The sequence below is a fragment of the Faecalibacterium prausnitzii genome, from assembly GCF_003287495.1.
GTDB classification, from domain to species: domain Bacteria; phylum Bacillota; class Clostridia; order Oscillospirales; family Ruminococcaceae; genus Faecalibacterium; species Faecalibacterium prausnitzii_I.
Genome location: NZ_PRLE01000003.1, coordinates 317,678 through 340,821, shown reverse-complemented (window position 1 = coordinate 340,821; position 23,144 = coordinate 317,678). Strand labels below are relative to the sequence as shown.

The following is a 23,144-nucleotide window of genomic DNA, read 5'->3' as shown; positions in this document are numbered from 1 at the left end:
CTGGAAGAATACAACAGGTATAACGGAACGCTTCCAAAACGGTGGAAAACTCGGTGGAAAAAGTGGAAAACACTGTGGGAAACCCCGCTTCTTTTTCACAAATCCAGTGGAAAACCCGGTGGAAAAAGTTAAAAGATGATTCCAGTGGGGATAAAACGCGGGAAAGAAACGGGCGGCAGGGCCGTTCTCTGCCGCAAACTCTCGCAGGGATTTTCTTGAATGGCGTGGGCAAACATGATACAATGGTGTGCAGAAAGGCTCTCAGAAAACGGGCCGCAAAATTTAAAACACGGAGGCGTTTGCCTATGAACTGGATCACCAAGCTGGAGCGGAAATTTGGCCGCTATTGCATCCCCAACCTGATCTCCATTCTGATCGGCGGTCAGATCCTGGTCTATGCAGTGGAGCTGTTTGTCAACCAGTATATTTCGTTCTACCTCAATCTGGACCGTGGCGCTCTGCTGGCGGGCCAGATCTGGCGGGTCATCACGTTTATGTTTGTGCCGTTCTCGGGCGGCGGGCCGCTGAGCGTGGTTTTGGGCATCTACTTCACCTGGTTCATCGGCACGGCACTGGAAAAAGAGTGGGGCGATTTCCGCTTTAACCTCTATCTCCTGCTGGGGATGCTGGGGGCGGTGCTGGCCTGCCTGTGCACGGGTTGGGCAGACACCTACTGTCTCTCCCTCTCTCTCCTGCTGGCCTTTGCCATGCTCTACCCGGAGGTGCAGGTGCTGCTCTTTTTCGTCATCCCGGTGCGGGTGAAGTATTTTGGCCTGTTCGCGGCGGCGCTCTGGGTGTTCAGCTTCCTGACGGCTGCCCCGCTGGGCAAGCTGAATTATCTGCTCTGCATGGTGGGCTTTGCGGCGTTCTTTGGCCCGCAGGCTGCCCGCAGTGTCCGGGCATGGATCCGCCGGGAGCAGTGGAAGAGGAAAAACAGACGATGATGATCGACCGGATCGAGGGCAACGCGGAGCTGAAAAAGAGCGTCCGCATGATGCTGGACAGCCGCCGGATGACCCACAGCCTCCTGCTGGTGGGCGAAGAGGGGCTGGGCGCGGGCTTTGCGGCCCGCTGCGTGGCGGCCGATTACCTCTACCCCGCAGGCGGAGCGCCTGCCGAGGCCCTGCTGCGGGGCGAGTGCTGCCGCGCCGTGGGCAAGCCCGGCGACCGTGACAGCGGCCGGGTGGAGACAGGCATCGTCCGGGAGGCCATTTCCATTACGGGCATGGGCTCCGGCGGGCGGTATCTCGTCAGCCAGGTCAAGGCCATGCGGACCGAGATCTTCAACACCAGCCTCTCGGCGGAGGGCCGTGCCGTCCTGCTCTACCATGTGGAGCGGATGAATGAGGAATCGGCCAACGCCCTGCTCAAGGTGATGGAGGAGCCGCCCGAGGGCGTGCTTTTTATCATGACGGCAGATTCGCTGGCAGGCGTGCTGCCCACCATCCGGAGCCGCTGCATCAGCTTTGCGGTGGCCCCGGTCTCCCCGGAGGCCTGTGCCCGCTACTGCACCGCGCGGGGCGTGGAGAAAAAGGACGCCGCCCTCTACAGCGAGCTGTTTGACGGCCACATTGGCACGGTGCTTGCGGCGGCCCGGGACGAAGACCGCCGGGCCCTGGTGGAGCAGGCGCTGACCCTGGCAAAGGCCGCACAGGCCCGGGACAGCTATGCCGCCGCCGTGCTGCTGGCGGGATACGAAAAAGACAAGGCTGGTGCCACCGCCCTGCTGGCCGATTTCCGGGCCGCCGCGGCCGCCGGCGTGCAGGGCAGCAAACATTCCCCGGTGCAGGGCGAAACGGCCCGTAAGGCCCTTGGATTGGCGGATACGGCCATCTGGCATCTGTCCACGCAGGTGAACCCCAAGATCACGCTGTCGGTGCTGGCCGCAAAGTTCCGGACGCTCTGAAAAATCAAAAAAGCTGCCGCGTTTTTCTGCGGCAGCTTTTGCTGTATCAAAGAAATTATCTTCTGCGGGTCTTGCGGCGGCGGCTGAGGTTCAGCGAGCCTCCACCCATGACCATGGTGGCGAAGCTGAGGACGGCTAAGATGAGGATGAGGGCCGCCAGAAGCTCCAGCGTGGTTTTGAGGTCGGTGCGAAAGTCCGAGATATATTCCTGATGGGTCACGAGGTCCACGGTGCCGATCTCGTAGCCGTCCAGATAGACGGTGGCACTGCCGATGACGGCGTTGTCTTTCACGGTGGCGGAGACGTTTTCCGGCACCTCGAACGAATAAGTGATCGGATCGTCCGCGTGGCCGTAGCCGCTGACAGGCTCGGCGGCGTAGAGCTCCACGGCTTCCTCACTGCGGCACTTGGTCAGGGGCACCGTGGTCAGCACCGTCTGGGTGTCGGTCAGCTGGCGGTCTGAGAAGCTGGCAAAAGCCCAATCGAGGATTTCCGCGCACTCGCGGTAGATGTTATCGAGGTCAGAGCCCAGGACGACGAGGCCGTAGGTGTGGCCGTCTTTCTCCGCAAAGGTGACAAAGCAGCGGCCCGCCAGCGTGGTGAAGCCGGTCTTCATGCCACGGATGTAATCGCGGTAATAGGCGTACTCCGGGTTGAGCATGAGGTTGGTGGAGGTGATGGCCCGCTCGTTCTGATGCAGGTTGGTGGCGGGCAGAGTGTAGCTCTGGGTGTTGGCCACCTGCATGTAAGTCTCGTTGGCGTAGCAGGCGGAGGCGATCTTGGCCAGGTCTTCCGCCGTGGAGACATTGCCGTAATCATACAGGCCGTGCACGCAGGTAAAGCTGGTGCCGGTGCAGCCCAGCTCCTGGGCTTTCTGGTTCATCATGGAGACAAAGGCGGGCAGGTTGCCGCCGGAGACATCGCTGGCGATGACGCTGGCCGCGTCGTTGGCGCTGGCCACCAGCAGGCCGTACAGCAGGTCCATGCGGCGCACCGTCTCCCCGATGCGGAGGTTCATGGTGCTGCCGTTGGCGTTCTGGATGTCCTTGAACTCCTGCGTCAGGCTGGTGGGAATGGTGATCTCCTCGTTCAGGTCCTTGCCGCTCTCCAAAAAGAGCAGGGCCGTCATCATTTTGGTCAGGCTGGCAATGTAGCGGGACTGCCCGGCGTTCTGGTCCAGGATGGGCTTGCCCGTGTCCAGATTGAACAGGTAGACCGACTCGGTATCGCTCACGGTCTGGATGGGCATGTCGTAGGTGGCAAAGCCCGCCAGTGAGGCCGAGACGGCCAGCACAAGGGTCAGGGCCAGCGCGGCGGCCCGGCGGAACAGTGATGTGGTTTGCATGAGCATATCCTCCCAAAGAATCAGATCATCCCAGCAGGTTCTGCCAGAACGAGAAGAGCGAGTGCTTTTTGGTTTCGGGGGCCGCCGCCTTGGGCTGCAGGTCGGGGTTTGAGAATGCCCAGTCGAACAGCTCGGCGGCTTCCCGGAAGATATTCTGGCTGTTGGAGCCTAAGATGACAAGGCCGTAAGTCCGGCCGTTCTGGCTGGCAAAGGTGACAAAGCAGCGGCCCGCCTGGGTGGTGAAGCCGGTTTTCATCCCCTGCGCGTAGCCGCGGTAGTACGCACTGCCCGGCTTGAGCAGCCGGTTGGTGGATGAGATGTTCCGGGCCGGGTGGAGATTGGTGGCCGGCAGGGTGTAGCTCACCGTGTTGGCTACCTGCATGTAAGTACCGTTGGCGTGGCAGGCCAGCGCGATCTTTGCCAGATCCCGGGCGGTAGAGTAGTTGTTGTTGTCGTACAGGCCGTGGGGGCAGGTAAAGTGGGTGTTGGTACAGCCCAGCTGGCTGGCCCGGGCGTTCATCCGGGCGGCAAAGGCGGCCAGGTCTCCCCCGGCGGCGTCGCTGGCCAGCACGCTGGCCGCGTCGTTGGCGCTGGGCACCAGCATGGCGTAGAGCATGTCGAGGCGGCGGACGCTCTCCCCGGCCTGCAGGCCGATGGTGTGGCCCCGGTTGGCCCGGATGGCTTGGAACTCCGGTGTCAGGCTGTCCGGGATGGGGATGCTCTCGTTCAGGTCGGCCCCGCTTTCCAGTACCAGCAGGGCGGTCATCATCTTGGTCAGGCTGGCAATGGGCCGCACCTGATCCGGGTTCTGCTCTACAAGGGCCTCCCCCGTGCTGGCGTCAAACAGATAGACTGCCTCCGCGTCATAGGCTGTCTGGATGGGCATGGCGTAGGCGGCGGCAAAGCCGGGCAGGGCCAGCGCCGCGGTCAGGGCAAGGGTGAGCACCAGCGCCGCCGCCCGGCAAAAAAGGGAATGCTTGTGCATGGGAAAAAACTCCTCCGGAAGTTTTCAGCTTCCTCTTGAACTGTAACTGATAAAAGAATACCATAAATGAAGAAAAAGAGAAAGGTGGTTTTTCACAATGATCCTATCCTTTGGTGGAAAAAGCCCCCGGGACGAGGGGGCGGCCTTTGTGGCGGACAACGCCACCGTGCAGGGCAACGTGCTCCTCAAGCCGGGCACGACGGTCTGGTACGGGGCGGTGCTCCGGGGCGACAGCGGTACCCTGACGATTGGCGAGAACACCAACATCCAGGACAATGCCGTCCTCCACTGCGACGCGGGCGGGAAAGTGCTGCTGGGCAGGAACGTCACCGTGGGCCACTGCGCGCTGGTGCACGGCTGCACCGTGGGCGATGACAGCCTCATCGGGATGCATGCCACCCTGCTCAACCACAGCGTGGTGGGCAAGCGGTGCATCATCGGGGCCGGGGCGCTGGTGCCGGAGGGCATGGTCATCCCGGACGATTCCGTGGCTGTGGGCATCCCCGCCCGGGTCATCAAGAAGATCACCCCGGAGCAGCTGGAGCACAACCGCGCCAACGCCGCAAGCTACGTGGAAGAGGGCAAGGCGCACGCCGAGGCGCAAAAAGCACGAACCTGAAAAACCGCGTCCGTTCTCGTCAAAATGACCGAGCGGGCGCACACATGTTGGGATCGCTGTTAAGAAAGTGGAAGATACCTACGATGTGATTATTCGGATGGCCAATGCTCAGTAAAAGAAAATAACTCTCAACCCCGCAGGTGGAACAGCATCCATCTGCGGGGTTTCTTGTGGTAGAAACTTTTGTGTGAAAACAAAGCGAAAAATTTTCGTTCGGTAATTAACACATTTTTCACAAGAAAGTAATGACTTTTGTGCGGAAATCGGGTATACTATCCTCACAAGGGCGCGGGGCCGCAACCGCTCCCTTGCACATGATTCCTCCTCACACCAAAGCAATACCCCAAACAAAATCCCCCTCCGGTGTACCGCAAGCGCCGGAGGGGGATTTTGGGTTTTATACAGGTTTATACCGCGCCATAAATGCCATGCACCGAGACTTCGCCGGTGAAGACATGCTCCTCGCCGGAGTCGGTGCGGACAACAAGGCGGCCCTCTTCGTCGATATCCACGGCCTCGCCGCTGCCCTCGCCGCCGCCGGGCAGGTCAAAGGTCACCCGGCGGCCGATGTTGACACAGGCCTTTTTGTACTCCTCCCGGAACGGTGCGAAGCCATCCCGCGCGAAGACGTACATGGGGCGGTCAAAGCCGAAATCCGTCAGGGCCTCGGCCAGCCACTCGGGGTCGGTGGTCAGATTGACATTTGCCCCCTGCAGCGCCAGCGAGGTGCCGTGGGGCAGGTCGGCGGCGTCAAAATAGCTCTGGGGCTGGGCCAGGTTGATGCCAATGCCGCACAGGATGCCCCGGCCCTGCTGCTGGTAGCCGTAGCTGACGCCCTCGCAGAGGATGCCCACAATCTTTTTGCCGTTGAGCAGCAGGTCGTTGGGCCATTTGATCTGGCACTCCACGCCGTAGCGCAGGGACAGCTGCCGCCGCACGGCCAGGCTGGCCAGCAGCGGCAGGGTGGCAGGCTGGGCCAGCGGTTCCCGGATGGCCACGGTGTAGTACAGGGCCTTGCCCTCGGCGTTGACCCAGGTGCGGCCCAGGCGGCCCCGCCCGGCGGTCTGGTTGGTGGTGTACACGGCCCCCACGGGGCCAAACTCTTCAAAATGCTCTTTTACATAGGCGTTGGTGCTGCCGCATTCGGGCAGATAGCGCACCTCATTGATGCTCATGCTTTGGGTACCTCTTTGTGCTCATGGCCCACGACCTTGCCGTCGGCCAGTGTCAGGATGCCGTAGGTGTCGGCCCCGGTGTAGCAGCGGCCGCAGGAGCCCGGGTTGAACAGGAACACCCTGCCCCGGGTCTCGGCCAGCGGGATGTGAGTGTGGCCAAACAGCGCCACCTGTGCCCCGCGGGCGGCGGCGGCGTCCGCCAGCGTGTCCAGATCGTATTTTACGCCGTACATGTGCCCGTGCGTATAGAAAACGATGACCTGATCGAAAGCGGCCAGCCCGTCGTAGGGCTCCAGCGCACCAAAATCACAGTTTCCGGCCACGGCATAGGTCCGCAGGCGGGGGTATTTGGTCAGTGCAAGTTCTAAATCGCGCAGGCCGTCGCCCAGAAAGATCAGGGCGTCGATGTTTTCCCGTTCTGCTTTCAGGATGCGCGCGATGGCGTCGCTGCCGCCATGGCTGTCGCTCAGGATCAAAAGTTTTGTCACGAAAGGGGCCTCCTCAATATTTTAATACATCTTAAACCTCTCAGTCTCACATTCGCTCGACAGCCACTCCCCTTTCGGCACTTTCGTGCCACCTCCCCCGGCCGGGGGAGTCTTTCCTGACATGGCAAATAGAGAAAGCTTCCATCGACTGCCAAGGCCTCCCCTGCCAGGGGAGGCGGCATTGCGTCAGCAATGACGGAGAGGTTTTTAATTCTGCTGCAACACCAGCAGTTGTTTATAGATCTCGCTCTTGGAGTAGGGCGTGCCCTGGGCCGCGGCTTTGGCGGCTGCCGAGGGGCCAAAGCCCTGCCGGGTCAGTTCCAGCGCCCGCTGGGCGGCTTCGTCCAGCGTCAGCTCGGTGGGCTCCGCGGCGGGGGCGCCGGCCATCACCAGCACATACTCGCCCCGGGGCTCGTTGGCGGCGTAGTGGGCCACGGCCTCGCCCAGGGTGGTCTTCCAGATCTCTTCATGGAGCTTGGTCAGCTCCCGGCAGAGGGTGATGCTCCGGTCCTCGCCAAAGGCGGCGGTCAGGTCATCCAGCGTGGTGCGCAGTTTGTGGGGTGCCTCGTAAAAGATGACGGTCCGCTTCTCGCCCAGCAGCTCGGCCAGACGCTCCTTTTTCTGCTTCCGGTTCACGGGCAGAAAGCCCTCAAACACCCAGCGGGAGGTGTCCTGCCCCGAGACGGCCAGTGCCGTGACGCAGGCCGAGGCGGCGGGCACGGGCACTACTTTGATGCCCCGGGCCAGCGCGTCCCGCACGATGACCTCGCCCGGGTCGGAGACGCAGGGCATTCCGGCGTCCGAGCAGAGGGCGCAGTTCTCCCCCGCCTCGATGCGGCGGAGGATGCCCTCGCCTTTCTGGAGGGCGTGCTCATAGTAGCTGACCATGGGTTTTTTCAGGCCCAGGAAGTTGAGCAGTTTCATGGTCACGCGGGTGTCCTCGGCGGCAATGAAATCCGCCGCGCCGAACGTTGCCGCCACCCGGGGCGGCATGTCCTCCAGGTTGCCGATGGGAGTTGCCACGATGTATAATGTTCCGGCCATAACAGCCCTCCTCAGTGTTTTCCGTACATTGCAGCACCGGCTGCAATGAGAATGTCCGGCTCGATCTTCAAGCCCGTTTTCCGGTTCTTCTGCGCCTCCACCAGAAACAGCCAGGGGGCGCTTTCGGCTCTGTTTTTCACAAACGCCAGCCGCTTGGGCTCCAGCCGGTGGGCCCGCAGCACGGCCAGTACCTCGGCCAGCCGCTCGGGCCGGTGGCAGAGCGCCAGCCGCCCGCCGTCTTTCAGCAGGCGGAACCCGCAGGCGCAGACATCTTCCAGCGTGCAGTCGGTCTCGTGGCGGGCGGTGGCCCGGGCCGCGTTGCTGCTCTGGAAGCCCGCCGTAAAATAGGGCGGGTTGCAGGCGCAGAGGTCAAAACTGCCCTCCCCCTCCCGGTAGGCGCGCAGGTCCGCGCGGACGGGGGTGATGTGGGCAAGCTCCGGGCCCTGCGCGGCCACGGCTTCCGCCAGCAGGGCGCTGGCTTCCGGCTGCAGCTCCAGGGCCGTGCAGGGGCCCCGGTGGCCGCTGTCGTGCCACTCCAGGCTGACAATGCCGCAGCCCGAACACAGGTCGGCTGCTTTCTGGCCGCGTTTGGGCGGGCAGAACCGGGCCAACAATAAGGCGTCCGAGCCAAAGCGGTGGACGGACGAACAATAGACTTCTGTTTTATTATACAAAATCTCAGTTGAATGTTCCATATACAGGCTCAAAATCCTTTGCCAAAATATCGGGGCCGAAAATCCGACAAAATTGTGCAGGCCGGGAAAATTGCGCGGAAACAGAAAAGCGGCAGACCCGTTTGGACAGGTCCGCCGCTTTTTGTGTCTGTTTACAGGAATCGCTGCAATTATTCAGCAGTGATAGCACCAGTGGGGCAAGCACCCTCGCAAGCGCCGCAATCGATGCAAGCGTCTGCGTTCACAACTGCAACACCACCCTCGATGGTGACTGCACCAACCGGGCAAGCGCCCTCGCAAGCGCCGCAGCCAACACATGCGTCAGAAACCTTGTGTGCCATAATCGTACTCTCCTTATCTCCCGTGCGGTCATTTATGAAGAAACCTGCCCTTGCACGGCGGGTGGCGGGCTCCCTCGGAAATCTTATCCTTGACACGATTCTAGCAAAGCAAAATCAAAAAGGCAAGACTAACCGTACTGCGCAAAATGCAAAACCCGTTTTTTTGTTGGGTTGCACAAAAGCACAGGCTAACTTCTGGAGGAAATTGAAGAGATTTTTTGGCGAAAATCACGAAATATGGTTAGTTTTAACAGACTAACCTTGGTGAATTCCCACTATTTTTCTGGGAATTATCTCCCCTTTTTGGGGCAGTTTCCGCAACCCGTGCTGCCATCGGCGTCGGCGGAAGCTACCACCGGGGCGGGGTTGCGCACGCCGGAATAATCGTCGTCCGGGTCCGGGCGGCGGGGGGCGCGCTTGCCGCCGCTGATGTACTCGCACACGCCCACCTTGTAGTAGCGCGGGGTGAGGGCCTCGGTGCCGCAGCGCACCCGCAGGTAGCCGGAAACGGGGTTGACTTCCAGCACGGTGCCCAGGCCGTCCGGGGTGCGGACGGTGCTGCCCACCATGGGCATGATGCTGTTCAGGTACTCGTAGGCGCTCTCCTCGTAGGCCAGACAGCACATCAGACGGCCGCAGGCACCGCTGATCTTGGTGGGGTTCAGGGACAGACCCTGCTCCTTTGCCATCTTGATCGAAACAGGCTGGAAGTCCTTTAAAAAGCGGGAGCAGCAGAACGGCTGGCCGCAGATGCCCAGGCCGCCGATCATCTTGCTCTCGTCGCGCACGCCGATCTGGCGCAGCTCAATGCGGGTGTGGAAGATGCCGGCCAGGTCCTTGACCAGCTCCCGGAAGTCCACACGGCCGTCCGCCGTGAAGTAGAACATGATCTTGGAGCGATCGAGGGTGTACTCGGCCTCCACCAGCTTCATTTCCAGGCCGTGGCGTGCAATGCACTCCTGGCAGGTGCGGTAGGCCCGTTTCTCGTCCTCACGGTTCTGGCGCATCCGGCGCACATCCACGCTGTCGGCCATCCGGGTAATGGGCTTGAGGGCCTTGGGCACTGCCGTGTCGGCGATCTCCCGCACGCCCTGCACCACCTCGCCGCACTCAATGCCGCGGGCAGTTTCCACAATGACGTAATCCCCGGCCTTGATGTCAGCATCGGCGGGGTCAAAATAATAGCTTTTGCCGTTGTCCTTAAAACGGACAGAGATGACTTTTTTCATAGCATTCCTCTTTGGGGTGGTTGTTGTTCTCGTTGTATCTGAGTCGGGTTCCAAATGAGCCTGATATTCCATTCTGATGTTAGTATACCATAATCAAAACCACATTTCCACGAAAAAAATAAAATCGCCGCGTCCGGGCACCGTGTTCGGGTCCCCAAAAATTTGGCGGCGGGTGCAATGATCGGCCCGGCTCGTTCGTATACAACCTGATTTCGACATGAAAATTCTGGAAACAGGTCAAAAAATTGAGGAATCGAGCGGAGAATTCCCCGGTTGCGGAAAAGTATCTTAAGTTTTATAAAAGATTCACCAAGGGACTATTGCAACCCCCTCCCCCTCGTGTATAATAAGGATACTAAAGGAAATTTAAGCCCCGCTGCTTGGGGGGCCTAAGAGAAACGGTAGGAAGAAATGGAAAAATTCAGTGTCAAAAAACCGTTTACGGTGCTGGTTGGGGTTGTCATGGTCCTGCTGCTGGGGTTCGTGGCCCTCAGCCACATGCAGACCAACCTGCTGCCGGACATCAGCACGCCGTACCTGATGGTGGTCACGGTTTACCCCGGTGCCAGCCCGGAGCGTGTGGAGAGTGAAGTCTCCGACGTGATGGAAAACGCCCTGGGTACCGTGGCGGGTGTGGACACCATCACCGCCACCTCGGCGGAAAACTACAGCCTGCTGCTGATGAAGTTCTCCGAGGGCACCGATATGAACAGCACCATGGTCAAGGTGTCCAACAAGGTGGACCAGACGGTTTCCAGCCTGCCAAGCAGCTGCCTGACCCCTTCCATCATTGAATACAGCATGAACATGAATGCCTTTATGACGGTTGCCATCAGCCGCGAGGGCAGTGATGTCTACGACCTCTCCGATTTCGTCAGCGGCACGCTGGTGCCCTATGTGGAGCGCAGGGGCGGCGTGTCCAGCATCTCGGCCAACGGCCTCATCGAGAAGATGGTGCAGGTGCAGCTGAGCCAGTCCAAGATCGACGTCATCAACGAGAAGCTGCTGGAGACCATCGACGTCCAGCTGGCGGCGGCCCATGAGCAGCTGGAAGCCGCCCAGGCCCAGATCGAAGCCGGCCGCAAGGAGTACGAAAAACAGCTGAAAAACTACGGTGACATGGTCTCCGATACCGTGATGGCCCAGATGGGCACCGAGGTGGGTGCCGCCGTGACCACCGTCCGGGATAAGGCGCAGGCCCTGCTGGACAGTGTGAACCAGCTGATCGCCGTGGTCAACGAGCCGGAGATCCAGCAGGCTTTGATCGAGGTGCGCGATGGCCTGCAGCATGTGGTGGACCAGTTCAACGAGACGGGAATGCGGGACATTGACTCCCTCATTTCCATCATCGGCGAGCTGCGCGATATCACCGATAAGCTCACCGTTGCCCTGCAGCAGCTGCAGAACCGCCTGAACCTGGAAACGGGTGCCGACGGCAGCACCGCCGGAGATCTGGCGGGCGACCTGGAAGTGCAGCAGAGCATGAGCACCATCTATAAAACGCTGGAAGATACCATCAAGGCCATGGACAATGTGCCCGAGCTGATGAACACGTTCTCCCAGGCGCTGGGCAGCTATTCCAGCCAGCAGCTCTCCGCGTACATGAAGTTTACCGAAGCCCGCGAGATGCTGAACAATTACCAGACCCAGTACGACGAGGCCAACGCCCAGTATGAGGCGGCCAAGGAGAAAGCCCTCGCCAGCGCCGATGTGGCCAAGCAGCTGGATATCGACACGCTGGCCACCCTCATCTACGCCCAGAACTTCTCCATGCCCGCCGGCTACGTCAAGGACTCCAGCGGAAAATCCTGGCTGCTGAAAGTTGGCGAGGAGTACGACAGCGTGGCCGATATCGAGGGCGCGCTGCTGCTCCATGTGGATGGCTTTGGCGACGTCCGCCTCTCCGATGTGGCGGATGTGGAAGTCATTGATAACGCCGAGGCCAGCTATACCCGTCTGAATGGCGAGCGGGCCGCCGTGCTCAAAATTTTCAAGAGCTCCACGGCCAGCGCCAGCACGGTTTCGGATAACTGTCTGGAAGCGTTCGAGGAGCTGAAAGCCCAGTACGACGGCTTGAAAGTGGTCGTTCTGTCCAACCAGGGCAACTACATTACCGTTATTGTCAAGAGCATCCTCACCAGCATGATCGTGGGTGCCGCCCTGGCCATCATCGTGCTGGCCATCTTCCTGAAAGATATCAAGCCCACCCTCGTGGTCGGCATCAGCATCCCGCTGTCCGTTCTGTTCGCCATCGTGCTGATGTACTTCACCGGGCTGGACCTCAACGTCATGACACTGGCGGGCCTCTCCCTCGGCATTGGTATGCTGGTGGATAACTCGGTCGTCGTCATTGAGAACATCTACCGTCTGCGGGGCCGTGGCGTCCCTGCACCCCGCGCGGCCGTGCAGGGCGCAAAGCAGGTGGGCATGTCCATTGTGGCCTCTACCCTCACCTCAGTCTGCGTCTTCGTACCCGTCATCTTCACCTCCGAGACGGTGCGCAACCTGATGCAGCCCATGTCTCTCTGCATCGGCTACTGCCTCATGGCCTCCCTCATCGTGGCCATTACCGTTGTCCCGGCGGCGTCCTCCACCGTGCTGAAAAAGGCCGCGCCCAAGAAGCTGGCCTGGTTTGAGAAAGTGCAGGACAAGTACGGCAAGAGCCTGGAGTGGTGCTTCCAGCACCGCGCCATCCCGCTGGGGGCTGCCATCGTTCTGCTGGCTTTCTGCGGCTGGCGGGTCTTCTCCATGGGCATCACCCTGCTGCCGGAGATCACCAGCAACGAGGCCATTGTGGAGATCTCGACCACGGCGGATATGAGCAAAGAGGATTCTTACGATGTGGCCGGGCAGGTGGTGGAAGCCCTGATGGCGGTGGACCATGTGGAAGAGGTGGGCATCACCACCGATACCAGCGTGGCCGGCATCGACGTTGGCCAGCTGGGCCTTCCCAAGGCCATTACCGACCTGCTGAACGCGGCCAACAGCTACGGCAGCTATAAGATCAATGTCAAACTGGATGAGAGCCTCTCCTCCACCCAGATCGAAACCGCCCGTCAGGCGCTGGAAGACGCCCTGGGCAGCGTGGAAAACTGCACCGGCACCGTGGAGATCAGCGGAATGCAGGAGCTCACCAGCATGATGGCCAACGGCCTCAGCGTCAAGGTCTACGGCCCCGACACGGCCACCATCACCCAGCTGGCCGACAAGGTCGTGGAGATGGTCAACAACACCGAGGGCTTTACCAACGCCACCACCGGCCTGGGCAACGGCGACGCCACCATTGAGCTGCAGATCGACCGTGATAAGGTCCGTGCTTATGGCCTGACCGTCGCGCAGGTGTATCAGCAGATCGCGGCGGACCTGACCACCACCACCACCGCCAAGACCCCCGTTGTGGTGGACGGCACTTCCATGACGGTCCAGATCACCGATAACCTGGACCCCGTCACCAAGGAAAACATGATGGGCATTTCCTTTGAGACCACCACCATGTCTGCGGATGGCACCACCACCACGGGCACCTGTCAGCTCAGCGATATTGCCACCTGGACCGTGGGCACGGCCCCCGACTCCCTGACCAGCGAGAACCAGACCCAGTTCGTCACCGTCACGGCGGACACTCTGCCCGGCTACAATACCACCGTGCAGGCCCGTCAGGTCAAGAAGGCGCTGGACGCCTACACCCTGACCGATGAGATGCCGGAGGGCTGCTCCTTTGACGTGGGCGGCGAGTCCGGCAACGTCAACAAGATGACCAATGAGATGGTGCAGTGGCTGGCACTGGCCCTGCCGTTCGTCTATCTGGTCATGGTGGCACAGTTCCAGAGCTTGCTGTCCCCGTTCATCGTGCTGTTTACCATCCCGCTGGCCTTTACCGGCGGCCTGCTGGGAATGCTGCTCACGGGCCAGCAGTTGACCATGATCTCTCTGATGGGCTTCATCGTCCTGATGGGTACCGTCGTCAACAACGGCATCGTCTTTGTGGACTACACCAACCAGCTCCGTCTGGGCGGCATGGAGCGCCGCGCGGCCCTCATCGCCACCGGCAAGACCCGTATGCGCCCCATCCTCATGACCACCCTGACCACGGTGCTGGCCATGCTCCAGACGGCCCTGAGCAACGATATGGCCGGACAGCTGATGCGCGGTATGTGCGTCGTCATCATCTGCGGCCTGAGCTACGCCACCCTGATGACCCTGTACATCGTCCCGCTGATGTACGACATCCTCTTCAAGAAGCCGCCGCTCAACGTGGATATCGGCAGCGAGGAAGACCTGGACGACATCCCGGACGACGCGGCCGAGTTCCTGGCGCAGGCCAACGCGCAAGCATAAATTCCCCTGCAAACAAAAAAATCCTCATGGAGCGCTCCATGAGGATTTTCTTTTTGCAAAACCACCAAAAAATCTCCCAAAATATTGGCTGTTAATTCTAAAAAGTTCTGCCCACAAGCGTATGAAACTATGATATAATCATAATTATGAAAGATACACTCAGGAGTGCGCCTGCTGGGTGTGAACCAAATGATGAGGAGGCGAGCGCAATGGCACAGTTTCGTTCCAAGCCTTTTGGCGTGACAAAAAGCGGCGAAAAGGTCAACGAGTACATCATCTCCAACCCCGGCGGACTGGAAGTGCATGTGCTGAACTATGGCTGTGTGATCAAAAATATCCTTGTCCCCACAAAAAAGGGCCCGGTGGACGTGGTCATAGGGCATGACACCCTGGCCGACTACGAAAACGACTTCAACTCCCAAAGCAGCACCTGCTGCGGCGCGTTTGTGGGGCGGTACGCCAACCGGATCGAGAACGCGGTGTTCAGTGTAGGCGGCAGGGCCTACCATCTGGAAGCCAACAATGGCAAAAACCATCTGCATGGCACATTCCCGCGCAAGATCTACGAGGTGAAATCCTTTGGCGATACCCTGTTACTGGAGGCGGAGAGCCCGGATGGAGAAGACGGGTTCCCCGGCAATCTGAAAATTTCGGTGCGGTATATCCTCACGGAGGACAATGCCCTGCGGATGGACTACCGGGTGTCCTCCGACGCGGACACCGTGCTGAACCTCACCAACCATACCTATTTTAATCTGGATGGTGAGGGCGATGTGCTGAACCAGAAGCTCAAGCTCTACGCGTCCCGGTATCTGGAGGGCAACAACGAGACCTGCCCCACCGGGCGCATCCTGCCCGTGGCGGGCACGCCGATGGATTTTACTTCCGGCAAACCGCTGGGCCGGGACATCGACACGGGCTTTTCCCAGACCACCATGGTGGGCGGCGGCTTTGACCACTGCTTTGTCATTGACCGGGACCGCGGTTCCAGCCAGAGCCTGTGCGCCTGGGCTACCAGCGAGAAAAGCGGCATCAGCATGAAGATGTACACCACCCAGCCGGGCATCCAGCTTTACACGGGCAATTTTTTGCAGGATTGCCCCACCCCGGGCAAGGGCGGCGTGCCGCTGCAGAAATACAGCGGCTTTGCGCTGGAGACCCAGCACTTCCCCTGCAGTCCCTCGCACCCGGAGTTTCCCACCACCATCCTCCGCGCGGGCAAGGTCTTCCGCGCCAACACCACGCTGCGTTTCTTTACCGGACGCCAGTGCGGACGCCTTTGAAAAGAGAGAATGAAATGGCCGCCCGGTCGGGCGGTCATTTTTGTGTTTCGGGGGATCTTTCTCTCATTTGCACAAAAAGCGTCTTCCCTCCATGGGCAGGGTGTAAAAAAATTTGTGGTTTCATCATCGTGCAGAAAAAGATGCAACAAGAATCCAGCTGCATAAAATGGGCGGTACTTGATTCCGTGTGCAAAAAGCGGTATTCTTTAGGCAGCAGGGGCAAGGCCCTTACAAAGAATGCAACAATGGTGACGAGAGAGAGGTTTTTGCAATGGCAATTCTGGTTTCCGGCGGCGCTGGCTACATTGGCAGCCACACCTGCATTGAACTGTTGAACGCTGGCTACGATGTGGTGGTGGCCGATAACTACTATAACGCTTCTCCGGTGGTGCTGGAGCGGGTCAAGCAGATCACGGGCAAGGACTTCCGCTTCTATCAGGCCGATATGACCAAGCATGAGGATGTGGAGAAGATCTTCACCGAGTGCCCGGACATCACCGCGGTCATCCAGTTTGCAGCCTACAAGGCTGTGGGCGAGAGTGTCTCCAAGCCCATTGAATACTACTATAACAACCTCAACTGCACCCTGGTCATCCTGGATGTGATGCGCCGCCACGGCTGCAAGAACTTTGTCTTCAGCTCCTCGGCCACCGTTTACGGCGACCCCGCCAGTGTGCCCATCACCGAGGACTTCCCCGTGGGTGCCACCACCAACCCCTACGGCACCACCAAGGCCATGACCGAGCGCATCCTGACCGATGTCTGCAAGGCGGACCCCACCCTGAACGTGGCCCTGCTCCGCTACTTCAACCCCATCGGTGCCCACAAGTCCGGCCTCATTGGTGAGGACCCCAACGGGATCCCCAACAATCTGATGCCCTACATTGCAAAAGTCGCTGTGGGCAAGCTGGAAAAAGTGCACGTCTTCGGCAACGATTACCCCACCCCGGACGGCACCGGCGTCCGCGATTACATCCACGTGGTGGATCTGGCCCGCGGCCATGTCTGCGCCATCCGCAAGCTGGAGACCAATTGCGGCCTCTTCATCTGCAACCTGGGCACCGGCAAGGGCTACAGCGTGCTGGATGTCATCCATGCCTTTGAGAAAGCCTGCGGCAAGAAGCTCCCCTACGTCATCGAGGCCCGCCGCCCCGGCGATATCGCCGAGTGCTACGCCGACCCCTCCAAGGCCAAGCGTGAGCTGGGCTGGGTGGCTGAGTACGGCATCGAGGAGATGTGCGCCGACAGCTGGAACTGGCAGAAGAAGAACCCCGACGGCTACCACACTGCAAAATAAAAGGATTTTCCACTGCGATTGTCCATAATGTTGAAAACACCCCCGTCTGCCGCGGCAGACAGGGGTGTTTTTGCATCGCGGAGGTCATTTCACGATAGAACATTTTATGAAATGCGGTCCGCGACGAAATTTGTCGTTGGCATCCCTTGACAAAGGATAAAAGTTAGCCTATAGTACCATTGTTAATACAGACTAACAAATGGTCGAAGAAAGGCGGACAACCATGACACTGAAAGAACTGAACATCGGCGAAAGCGCTGTCATTGAGACGGTTGGCGGACAGGGCGCCCTCCGCCAGCATTTTCTGGATATGGGCCTGATCCCTGGGGAAAAGGTCACCCTTGTCAAGTTTGCACCCATGGGGGACCCGATGGAGCTGCAGATCCACGGCTACGCCCTGACCCTCCGGTTGGATGACGCGGCCCAGATCAACGTTTCCCCGGCAAAAACCGTCCGGGTGGTGCCCGCTGCCTGCCCGGAACAGAAAGTGGTAGAGCACCCCGGCCTGGGCGAGGGCGGCCGCTACCACACCAAAAAGGGAGAGAATCCGCTGCCGGACGGCACGACCCTCACCTTTGCACTGGCGGGCAACCAGAACTGCGGAAAGACCACTCTGTTCAACCAGCTTACCGGCTCCAACCAGCATGTAGGCAATTTCCCGGGCGTGACTGTGGACCGCAAGAGCGGTGCGATTAAGGGCCACCCGGAGACCGAAGTGACCGATCTGCCCGGCATTTACTCCATGTCGCCCTATTCCAGCGAGGAAATCGTCACCCGGCAGTTCCTCATCAATGAGAAACCCACCGGCATCATCAACATCGTGGATGCCACCAACATTGAACGGAATCTGTACTTAACGATGCAGCTCATGGAGCTGGATACCCCCATGGTGCTGGCGCTGAATATGATGGATGAGGTGCGCGGAAATGGCGGTACCATCCGCATCAACCAGATGGAGGCCATGCTGGGCATCCCGGTGGTGCCCATCTCCGCGGCCAAGAACGAGGGTGTGGATGAGCTGGTAGACCATGCCATCCATGTGGCAAAGTATCAGGAACGCCCAGGCCGGCTGGATTTCTGTGGCGAGGACGACCACGGCGGTGCGGTCCACCGCTGCATCCATGGCATCATCCATCTCATTGAGGACCACGCCAAGACAGCTGGCATCCCGGTGCGTTTTGCCGCCACGAAGCTGGTGGAGGGCGACCACCGCATTGAGGAAGCCCTGCAGCTGGATCAGAACGAAAAAGAAATGATCGAGCACATCATCCTCCAGATGGAGCAGGAGCGCGGGCTGGACCGGGCCGCTGCCATTGCGGATATGCGGTTCCACTTTATCCACCAGCTGGTGGCTCAGACCGTTGTCAAGCCCCATCAGAGCAAGGAGCAGCTCCGCAGCAATCGCATTGACCGGATCCTCACCGGCAAATATACGGCCATCCCGGCCTTTGTGGGCATCATGGCGCTGGTGTTCTATCTGACGTTCGGCGTCATCGGTTCCGGCCTGCAGGACCTGCTGGCAGCGGGAATTGACCGGCTGACCACCTTGACGGATAACGCCCTTACGGCATGGGAAGTCAACCCGGCGGTGCACTCACTGGTCATCGACGGCATCTTTACAGGCGTGGGCAGCGTGCTGAGCTTTCTGCCCATCATTGTGACCCTGTTCTTCTTCCTCTCCCTGCTGGAAGATACCGGCTACATGGCCCGTGTGGCGTTCGTCATGGACAAACTGCTCCGCCGCATCGGTCTTTCGGGCCGCAGCATCGTGCCTATGCTCATCGGCTTTGGCTGTACCGTGCCCGGCGTGATGGCCAGCCGCACCCTCCCCTCGGAGCGTGACCGAAAAATGACTATCCTGCTCACTCCGTTTATGAGCTGCTCGGCCAAGCTGCCCATTTACAGCTTGTTTGCAGCGGCATTTTTCCCGCGTCAGGCCGCGTTGGTCATGGTGGGATTGTATTTCCTGGGCATCCTCGTGGGCGTAGGAATGGCCATTCTCCTCAAGGGAACGATCTTCAAGGGCGAGGCCGTGCCCTTTGTGATGGAGCTGCCCAACTATCGCCTGCCGGGCCTGAAAAATGTGGCCCAGCTGCTCTGGGAAAAGGCCCGGGATTTCCTCGAGCGGGCGTTTACGGTCATCTTTATCGCCACCATCGTCATTTGGTTCCTGCAGAACTTTGACCTCCGGCTCCGCCTGACATCTGACCCGCAGACCAGCATTCTGGCCCTGCTGGCGGGCGGGATCGCACCGCTGTTCGCACCGCTGGGCTTTGGCGACTGGCGTGTCTCCACGGCCCTCATCACCGGCTTTATGGCAAAGGAGAGCGTTGTTTCCACCCTGACCATCCTGTTCGGCTCCTCGGCAGCCTTTGCAGCTGCCCTTACCCCGGCCCAGGCGGCCCCGCTGCTGGTCTTCTGTCTGCTGTATACCCCCTGCATTGCTGCAGTGGCCTCTGTCAAGCGTGAGCTTGGCGGTAAGTGGGCGGCCATCATGGTGGTAAACCAGTGCGTCACCGCGTGGCTTTGCGCGCTGGTAATGCGGCTGATCCTGCTGGCGATTTAACGGCAAAATAGGAAAAAGGCTCTGTCGGGTTCCGGCAGAGCTTTTTTCATCCTTGACAGAGAAAACGGCCTGTGCTATAATCACTTCAAATTTGAACAATCTAAAATTGAAAGAAGTGAAGCTGCATGAACCCCAGCCTGGAATTCTCACAGAAGTTTGTGGTGGGCTACAACGCCGCCTGCAAGCCCCTGTGTCAAGAGCTCAAGCTGCCGCAGACGGCGCTGGATATCCTGCTGTTCCTCGTCAATAACCCCGAATACAAGACGGCCAGCGACATCGTGGAGGTGCGAAAGCTAAAAGCGAACCTTGTCTCGGTCAATGTGGACCGCCTCGTGCAGGAGGGCTACCTCCGGCGGGAGGCCGTGGCAGGTGACCGCCGCAAGACCCTGCTCATCGGGACGGAAAAGGCCCGCTCCGTGGTAGAGCGGGGCCGGGAGGTGCAGAACCGTTTTCTGGAGCGGCTGCTGGACCACACGGACCAAGCCCAGCGGGCGGCGTTTTTTGCCACGCTGGAGACCATGAGCAAAAATCTGGATGCCATCATTGAGGGGGAAGATTAAGATGCATATTTTATATGTTCTTCTGGTTACATTTTTTGCCGGCATGGGTGCCGGCCTTGGCACCGGCTTTGCCGGGATGAGTGCGGCGGCGGTCATCAGCCCCATGCTCATCACGTTTCTGGGCATGGACCCCTACATGGCCGTGGGCATCGCCCTTTCGTCGGACGTTCTGGCCAGTGCGGTGTCCGCTTACACCTACCACAAGAATCAGAATCTGGACGTGAAAAACGGCCTCATCATGATGGCCAGCGTGCTGGGATTCACGGTGGTGGGCAGCTGGCTGGCAAGCCTTGTCCCCTCTCGGACGATGGGCGGCTTCTCGGTGTTTATGACGTTCCTGCTGGGAATCAAGTTCATTGTCAAGCCGGTCATGACCACCAAAGAGGCTATGCAGGGGATCTCCGCGAAAAAGCGTGCGATCCAGTCCATCGTCTGCGGTGTCATCATCGGCCTGATCTGCGGCTTTGTGGGGGCCGGCGGCGGCATGATGATGCTCCTCATCCTCACCAGCGTGCTGGGCTATGAGCTCAAGACCGCCGTGGGCACCAGCGTCTTCATCATGACGTTCACGGCCCTGACGGGTGCTGTCTCCCACTTTGCCATCGGCGGGGCCCCGGACTGGCCCGTGTTTGCCCTCTGCGTCCTCTTTACCCTGCTCTGGGCCCGTATTGCGGCGGTCTTTGCCAATAAGGCGGACGCCAAGACCCTCAACCGCGCGACCGGTATCGTGCTGGTGGTGCTGGGCATCGTGGTCATGGGCTTCAACCTGCTGACAAAGTAAAATCACAAAAACCAACAGGAGCCTGTGCGTGGGAATCGCTTCCCGGCACAGGCTCCTGTTGGCTTTACAGAGGAGTGTTTGTCGTTTTAAAGGTGCCTCACTGCACAAATTCCAGGTTCACGTTGCCGTTGCTGGCATTGGCCGTAAAGCTCTGGGCAGCGCCAAGATTCTGCTGGACAGGGGCGCTGCTGCGGATGGCGAAGCTATCGTCGTTGGCGTCGGTAAGGGTCACGCGACCACTGCCTGCGGTCAGGTTCAGGCCATACTCCGCGCCGCGGCCCGTCACAGTGCCCACCACGCTGGCGTTGGTGGCGGTGCAGTAGAAATAGGGCGACGCGGTGTGGTCCAGCTTGACGTCACCGTTCTGGGCCTGTGCGGTAATGCTCAAAGCCGAGGTGTTGGCCAGGCTGATGCGGCCGTTCCGGGTGGAAGCGGCAAAGGTCTGGGTGAGCAGGTTGTTTACCTCCACTTTGCCGTTGTTGGCCGTGGCGTTCAGGTTATCCAGACTGCCGCCGGTAATGGAAACGTTGCCGTTGGTGGTGGTCAGGGTATTGGACTGAGACGTCATATCCTGGATGGTGATATTGCCGTTGCTGGTATCCACCGTGAGGCCTGCAAACGCCCTGCGGGGCAGCTTGACGGTCATGGTGCAGATGCACTTGCTGTTGTTCACGCTCATGGAAGCGTCGCCCTTGAGGCCCTGAATGTTCAGGCTCGGGCCCGCAATGGTAAAGCTGTACAGCTCTCCGCCCGTGCCAAAGGCATCGTTGTAGGAGCTGTTGTAGCTGTACTCCACCACCACATGGTCCACATCATCGGCTTTTACCGTCACATCGGCGTATTTGTCGCTGACGGATAGGCTGCTGATGGCCTCTGCCGTTTCATAGGTTTTGGTAATGAGCCCCGCTCCCGCGCTGTTTTCCTGCGGAGAGGGGGTAAAACCACAGAGCAGAGCCACCGCTGCCGCCGCAGACAACAGTGTGCAGAATAGCTTTTTCATGGTTCAAAACCTCCAATCTGAGACTTGGACAGGCGTGCCCAAATTTTATTACAGATTCTACTATAAAAATAACGCAAAACAAAGAAAAAGTCAAGAAATACAACAAAAAAGCCCGTGCAGGGCACGGGCTTGGAAAACTGCTTATTTCTCCTCGATGGTGGAGTGCTCGATCACCCAGTCAGCAGCGCGGCGGATAGCCTCGTTGCGGCGAATGCTCTCCACGTTGGACTTGGCCATGATCTCTTCCAGAGGCTTCTTGAGCTTGTCGGCACGCTCCTGCATCTTGGCGGTCATCTCCTCATCGGTGGGGACGAGGTTCTCCTGCTGTGCCACCTGCAGCAGAGCCATCCGGGCGCGGGTGTTGTTCTCCGCAGCCTTGTGGACGTTTGCGGTAAAGGTCTCGCGGGTCTGGTGCACCTGGGACAGGTAGTGGTCCAGGCTGACGCGCTGCATCTGGAGCTGCTGCTGAATGTTCTCCATCTCGCGCTGGTAGGTGCTCTCCACCAGGACGCTGGGGATCTCGCCCTCCGCGGCGTTGGCCAGCTGGGTCAGGACCTGATCCTTGGCGCGGTTCAGGGCGCTGGCGTGCTTGCCATCGTGGATCTGCTGGCGGATCTGCTCACGGAACTCTTCCATGGTGTCCACCTTGCCCGCTTTCTTGGCAAAATCACTGTTCAGTGCGGGCAGCTGGCGGACACAGACGTCGATCAGCTTGATCTTGAAGACGGCGGGCTTGCCGGCCAGGTCTTTCACATGGTAGCGGGTGGGGAACGTGACAAAGATGTCGAACTCCTCGCCGCCCTTGTGGCCCAGGATGCCCTCCTCAAATCCGGGGATCATCCGGCTGCTGCCCAGCTGCAGGGTCTGGTTCTTGGCGGAGCCGCCCTTGAACGGCTGGCCGTCCATCTGGCCCTCATAGTCAATGTGGACGATATTGCCCTTGACGGCCGGGCCCTTGTGGGGCACCAGCTCGGCAGAGGCCTGACGGCGGTGCTCCAGCACATTGTCGATCTCTTTGTCCGTGACAGCCGGGGTGACGCACTCGACCTTGAAGCCGGAGGTCTGGGCCAGCTTCAGCTCGGGCTGCAGGGCGGTGGTGGCGGTGGCCACAAAGCCCTCGTCTTTCTTCACGCTGACCAGATCATAGGTGGGCTCGTCCACGGCGCGGAAGCCGTGCTCTTTCATGGCGGCGTCATACAGAGCCGGCACATCCTTGTCCATCAGGTCATTGATGGCATCATACCAGAACGTGTGCTCTCCGCGGTCCGCCTCGATCTGAGCGCGGTCCGCCTCACCCTTTGCAAAGCCCTTGATGGTGTAAGAGGCGCGGGTGCGCTCGTACACGGCGTTGGATGCGGCCTCCAGTTCCTCAGCAGAAGCGCTGAACGTCATTTTGCAGACACTCTTTTCGGGAGTTTCCACGCTTACCAGTTTCATAGGTTCTACCCTCCGTGCTGCCCCAAAAGGAGCGTTTTCAAACATTAGTAAAGTTATTATAGCACAAGTAGGGCAA

The 23,144-nt window shown here is 59.7% G+C and carries 19 protein-coding genes; 9 read left to right on the top strand and 10 right to left on the bottom strand.

What is annotated here, in order from left to right; translation table 11 throughout:
• Positions 1–305: 305 nt before the first annotated feature.
• On the top strand, positions 306–944 hold the full coding sequence (locus tag C4N22_RS07545) for a rhomboid family intramembrane serine protease (RefSeq protein WP_022257519.1): 639 nt from the start codon (positions 306–308) through the stop codon (positions 942–944).
• On the top strand, positions 941–1,906 hold the full coding sequence (locus C4N22_RS07540) for a hypothetical protein (RefSeq protein ID WP_022257518.1): 966 nt from the start codon (positions 941–943) through the stop codon (positions 1,904–1,906). Before C4N22_RS07545 ends, C4N22_RS07540 begins: the two co-directional genes overlap by 4 nt.
• A gap of 55 nt (positions 1,907–1,961) precedes the next feature.
• Here C4N22_RS07540 and C4N22_RS07535 read toward each other — a convergent pair whose 3' ends face one another.
• Together C4N22_RS07535 and C4N22_RS07530 are read right to left on the bottom strand one after the other, a co-directional pair.
• Positions 1,962–3,251: a D-alanyl-D-alanine carboxypeptidase family protein gene (locus C4N22_RS07535; RefSeq protein WP_112148519.1), complete on the bottom strand. Its 1,290-nt coding sequence runs from the start codon at positions 3,249–3,251 to the stop codon at positions 1,962–1,964.
• 25 nt (positions 3,252–3,276) lie between these two features.
• Positions 3,277–4,236 (bottom strand): D-alanyl-D-alanine carboxypeptidase family protein, encoded by a 960-nt coding sequence (locus C4N22_RS07530; protein ID WP_112148518.1) that lies wholly within the window; start codon positions 4,234–4,236, stop codon positions 3,277–3,279.
• 97 nt (positions 4,237–4,333) lie between these two features.
• Between C4N22_RS07530 and C4N22_RS07525 the strand changes: the two genes are divergently transcribed.
• On the top strand, positions 4,334–4,855 hold the full coding sequence (locus C4N22_RS07525) for a gamma carbonic anhydrase family protein (RefSeq protein ID WP_112148517.1): 522 nt from the start codon (positions 4,334–4,336) through the stop codon (positions 4,853–4,855).
• Between the two features lie 407 nt (positions 4,856–5,262).
• Here the strand turns inward: C4N22_RS07525 and C4N22_RS07520 are convergent, their stop codons facing one another.
• From C4N22_RS07520 to C4N22_RS07495, 6 genes are all read right to left on the bottom strand, one after another.
• The gene (locus tag C4N22_RS07520; protein ID WP_112148516.1) at positions 5,263–6,030 is read right to left on the bottom strand and encodes a biotin--[acetyl-CoA-carboxylase] ligase; all 768 of its coding nucleotides are present in this window, start codon (positions 6,028–6,030) and stop codon (positions 5,263–5,265) included.
• On the bottom strand, positions 6,027–6,518 hold the full coding sequence (locus C4N22_RS07515; protein WP_112116175.1) for a YfcE family phosphodiesterase: 492 nt from the start codon (positions 6,516–6,518) through the stop codon (positions 6,027–6,029). The genes C4N22_RS07520 and C4N22_RS07515 overlap by 4 nt, the downstream gene beginning before the upstream one ends.
• A gap of 207 nt (positions 6,519–6,725) precedes the next feature.
• Positions 6,726–7,562 (bottom strand): 16S rRNA (cytidine(1402)-2'-O)-methyltransferase, encoded by an 837-nt coding sequence (rsmI, locus tag C4N22_RS07510; protein ID WP_022257511.1) that lies wholly within the window; start codon positions 7,560–7,562, stop codon positions 6,726–6,728.
• 11 nt (positions 7,563–7,573) lie between these two features.
• Positions 7,574–8,257, bottom strand: coding sequence for a tRNA1(Val) (adenine(37)-N6)-methyltransferase (locus tag C4N22_RS07505; protein WP_022257510.1), 684 nt, complete (start codon positions 8,255–8,257; stop codon positions 7,574–7,576).
• A 149-nt stretch (positions 8,258–8,406) separates the two neighbouring features.
• Positions 8,407–8,673 carry a DUF362 domain-containing protein gene (locus C4N22_RS13260; protein WP_278320614.1) on the bottom strand — a complete coding sequence of 89 codons (267 nt, stop codon included), beginning with the start codon at positions 8,671–8,673 and terminating at the stop codon, positions 8,407–8,409.
• 194 nt (positions 8,674–8,867) lie between these two features.
• Positions 8,868–9,806, bottom strand: coding sequence for a PSP1 domain-containing protein (locus C4N22_RS07495; protein ID WP_022257508.1), 939 nt, complete (start codon positions 9,804–9,806; stop codon positions 8,868–8,870).
• A gap of 411 nt (positions 9,807–10,217) precedes the next feature.
• Here C4N22_RS07495 and C4N22_RS07490 point away from each other — a divergent pair, with 411 nt between their 5' ends.
• From C4N22_RS07490 to C4N22_RS07465, 6 genes are all read left to right on the top strand, one after another.
• The gene (locus C4N22_RS07490; protein ID WP_112148515.1) at positions 10,218–14,144 is read left to right on the top strand and encodes an efflux RND transporter permease subunit; all 3,927 of its coding nucleotides are present in this window, start codon (positions 10,218–10,220) and stop codon (positions 14,142–14,144) included.
• 209 nt (positions 14,145–14,353) lie between these two features.
• Positions 14,354–15,427: an aldose epimerase family protein gene (locus tag C4N22_RS07485; protein WP_112148514.1), complete on the top strand. Its 1,074-nt coding sequence runs from the start codon at positions 14,354–14,356 to the stop codon at positions 15,425–15,427.
• A 271-nt stretch (positions 15,428–15,698) separates the two neighbouring features.
• Entirely contained in the window at positions 15,699–16,724 is a 1,026-nt protein-coding gene (galE, locus tag C4N22_RS07480; protein ID WP_022257505.1) for a UDP-glucose 4-epimerase GalE, read from the top strand.
• Between the two features lie 223 nt (positions 16,725–16,947).
• Positions 16,948–19,290, top strand: coding sequence for a ferrous iron transport protein B (gene feoB, locus C4N22_RS07475; protein WP_112148513.1), 2,343 nt, complete (start codon positions 16,948–16,950; stop codon positions 19,288–19,290).
• Between the two features lie 125 nt (positions 19,291–19,415).
• Positions 19,416–19,850, top strand: coding sequence for a MarR family winged helix-turn-helix transcriptional regulator (locus tag C4N22_RS07470; protein ID WP_112148512.1), 435 nt, complete (start codon positions 19,416–19,418; stop codon positions 19,848–19,850).
• Between the two features lies 1 nt (position 19,851).
• Positions 19,852–20,631: a sulfite exporter TauE/SafE family protein gene (locus tag C4N22_RS07465; protein WP_112148511.1), complete on the top strand. Its 780-nt coding sequence runs from the start codon at positions 19,852–19,854 to the stop codon at positions 20,629–20,631.
• Positions 20,632–20,728: 97 nt separating this feature from the next.
• Here the strand turns inward: C4N22_RS07465 and C4N22_RS07460 are convergent, their stop codons facing one another.
• Together C4N22_RS07460 and tig are read right to left on the bottom strand one after the other, a co-directional pair.
• Positions 20,729–21,631: a DUF4097 family beta strand repeat-containing protein gene (locus tag C4N22_RS07460; protein ID WP_112148510.1), complete on the bottom strand. Its 903-nt coding sequence runs from the start codon at positions 21,629–21,631 to the stop codon at positions 20,729–20,731.
• 141 nt (positions 21,632–21,772) lie between these two features.
• On the bottom strand, positions 21,773–23,068 hold the full coding sequence (gene tig, locus C4N22_RS07455) for a trigger factor (RefSeq protein ID WP_022257500.1): 1,296 nt from the start codon (positions 23,066–23,068) through the stop codon (positions 21,773–21,775).
• Positions 23,069–23,144 lie beyond the last annotated feature (76 nt).

Coding starts and splice junctions, on each gene's coding strand:
- C4N22_RS07465 (WP_112148511.1), top strand. CDS start 19,852: ATGCATATTTTATATGTTCTTCTGGTTACATTTTTTGCCGGCATGGGT.
- C4N22_RS07505 (WP_022257510.1), bottom strand. CDS start 8,257: ATGGAACATTCAACTGAGATTTTGTATAATAAAACAGAAGTCTATTGT.
- C4N22_RS07535 (WP_112148519.1), bottom strand. CDS start 3,251: ATGCAAACCACATCACTGTTCCGCCGGGCCGCCGCGCTGGCCCTGACC.
- C4N22_RS07460 (WP_112148510.1), bottom strand. CDS start 21,631: ATGAAAAAGCTATTCTGCACACTGTTGTCTGCGGCGGCAGCGGTGGCT.
- C4N22_RS07490 (WP_112148515.1), top strand. CDS start 10,218: ATGGAAAAATTCAGTGTCAAAAAACCGTTTACGGTGCTGGTTGGGGTT.
- C4N22_RS07485 (WP_112148514.1), top strand. CDS start 14,354: ATGGCACAGTTTCGTTCCAAGCCTTTTGGCGTGACAAAAAGCGGCGAA.
- C4N22_RS07495 (WP_022257508.1), bottom strand. CDS start 9,806: ATGAAAAAAGTCATCTCTGTCCGTTTTAAGGACAACGGCAAAAGCTAT.
- C4N22_RS07545 (WP_022257519.1), top strand. CDS start 306: ATGAACTGGATCACCAAGCTGGAGCGGAAATTTGGCCGCTATTGCATC.
- C4N22_RS07525 (WP_112148517.1), top strand. CDS start 4,334: ATGATCCTATCCTTTGGTGGAAAAAGCCCCCGGGACGAGGGGGCGGCC.
- C4N22_RS07530 (WP_112148518.1), bottom strand. CDS start 4,236: ATGCACAAGCATTCCCTTTTTTGCCGGGCGGCGGCGCTGGTGCTCACC.
- feoB (WP_112148513.1), top strand. CDS start 16,948: ATGACACTGAAAGAACTGAACATCGGCGAAAGCGCTGTCATTGAGACG.
- rsmI (WP_022257511.1), bottom strand. CDS start 7,562: ATGGCCGGAACATTATACATCGTGGCAACTCCCATCGGCAACCTGGAG.
- C4N22_RS07520 (WP_112148516.1), bottom strand. CDS start 6,030: ATGAGCATCAATGAGGTGCGCTATCTGCCCGAATGCGGCAGCACCAAC.
- galE (WP_022257505.1), top strand. CDS start 15,699: ATGGCAATTCTGGTTTCCGGCGGCGCTGGCTACATTGGCAGCCACACC.
- tig (WP_022257500.1), bottom strand. CDS start 23,068: ATGAAACTGGTAAGCGTGGAAACTCCCGAAAAGAGTGTCTGCAAAATG.
- C4N22_RS07470 (WP_112148512.1), top strand. CDS start 19,416: ATGAACCCCAGCCTGGAATTCTCACAGAAGTTTGTGGTGGGCTACAAC.
- C4N22_RS07540 (WP_022257518.1), top strand. CDS start 941: ATGATGATCGACCGGATCGAGGGCAACGCGGAGCTGAAAAAGAGCGTC.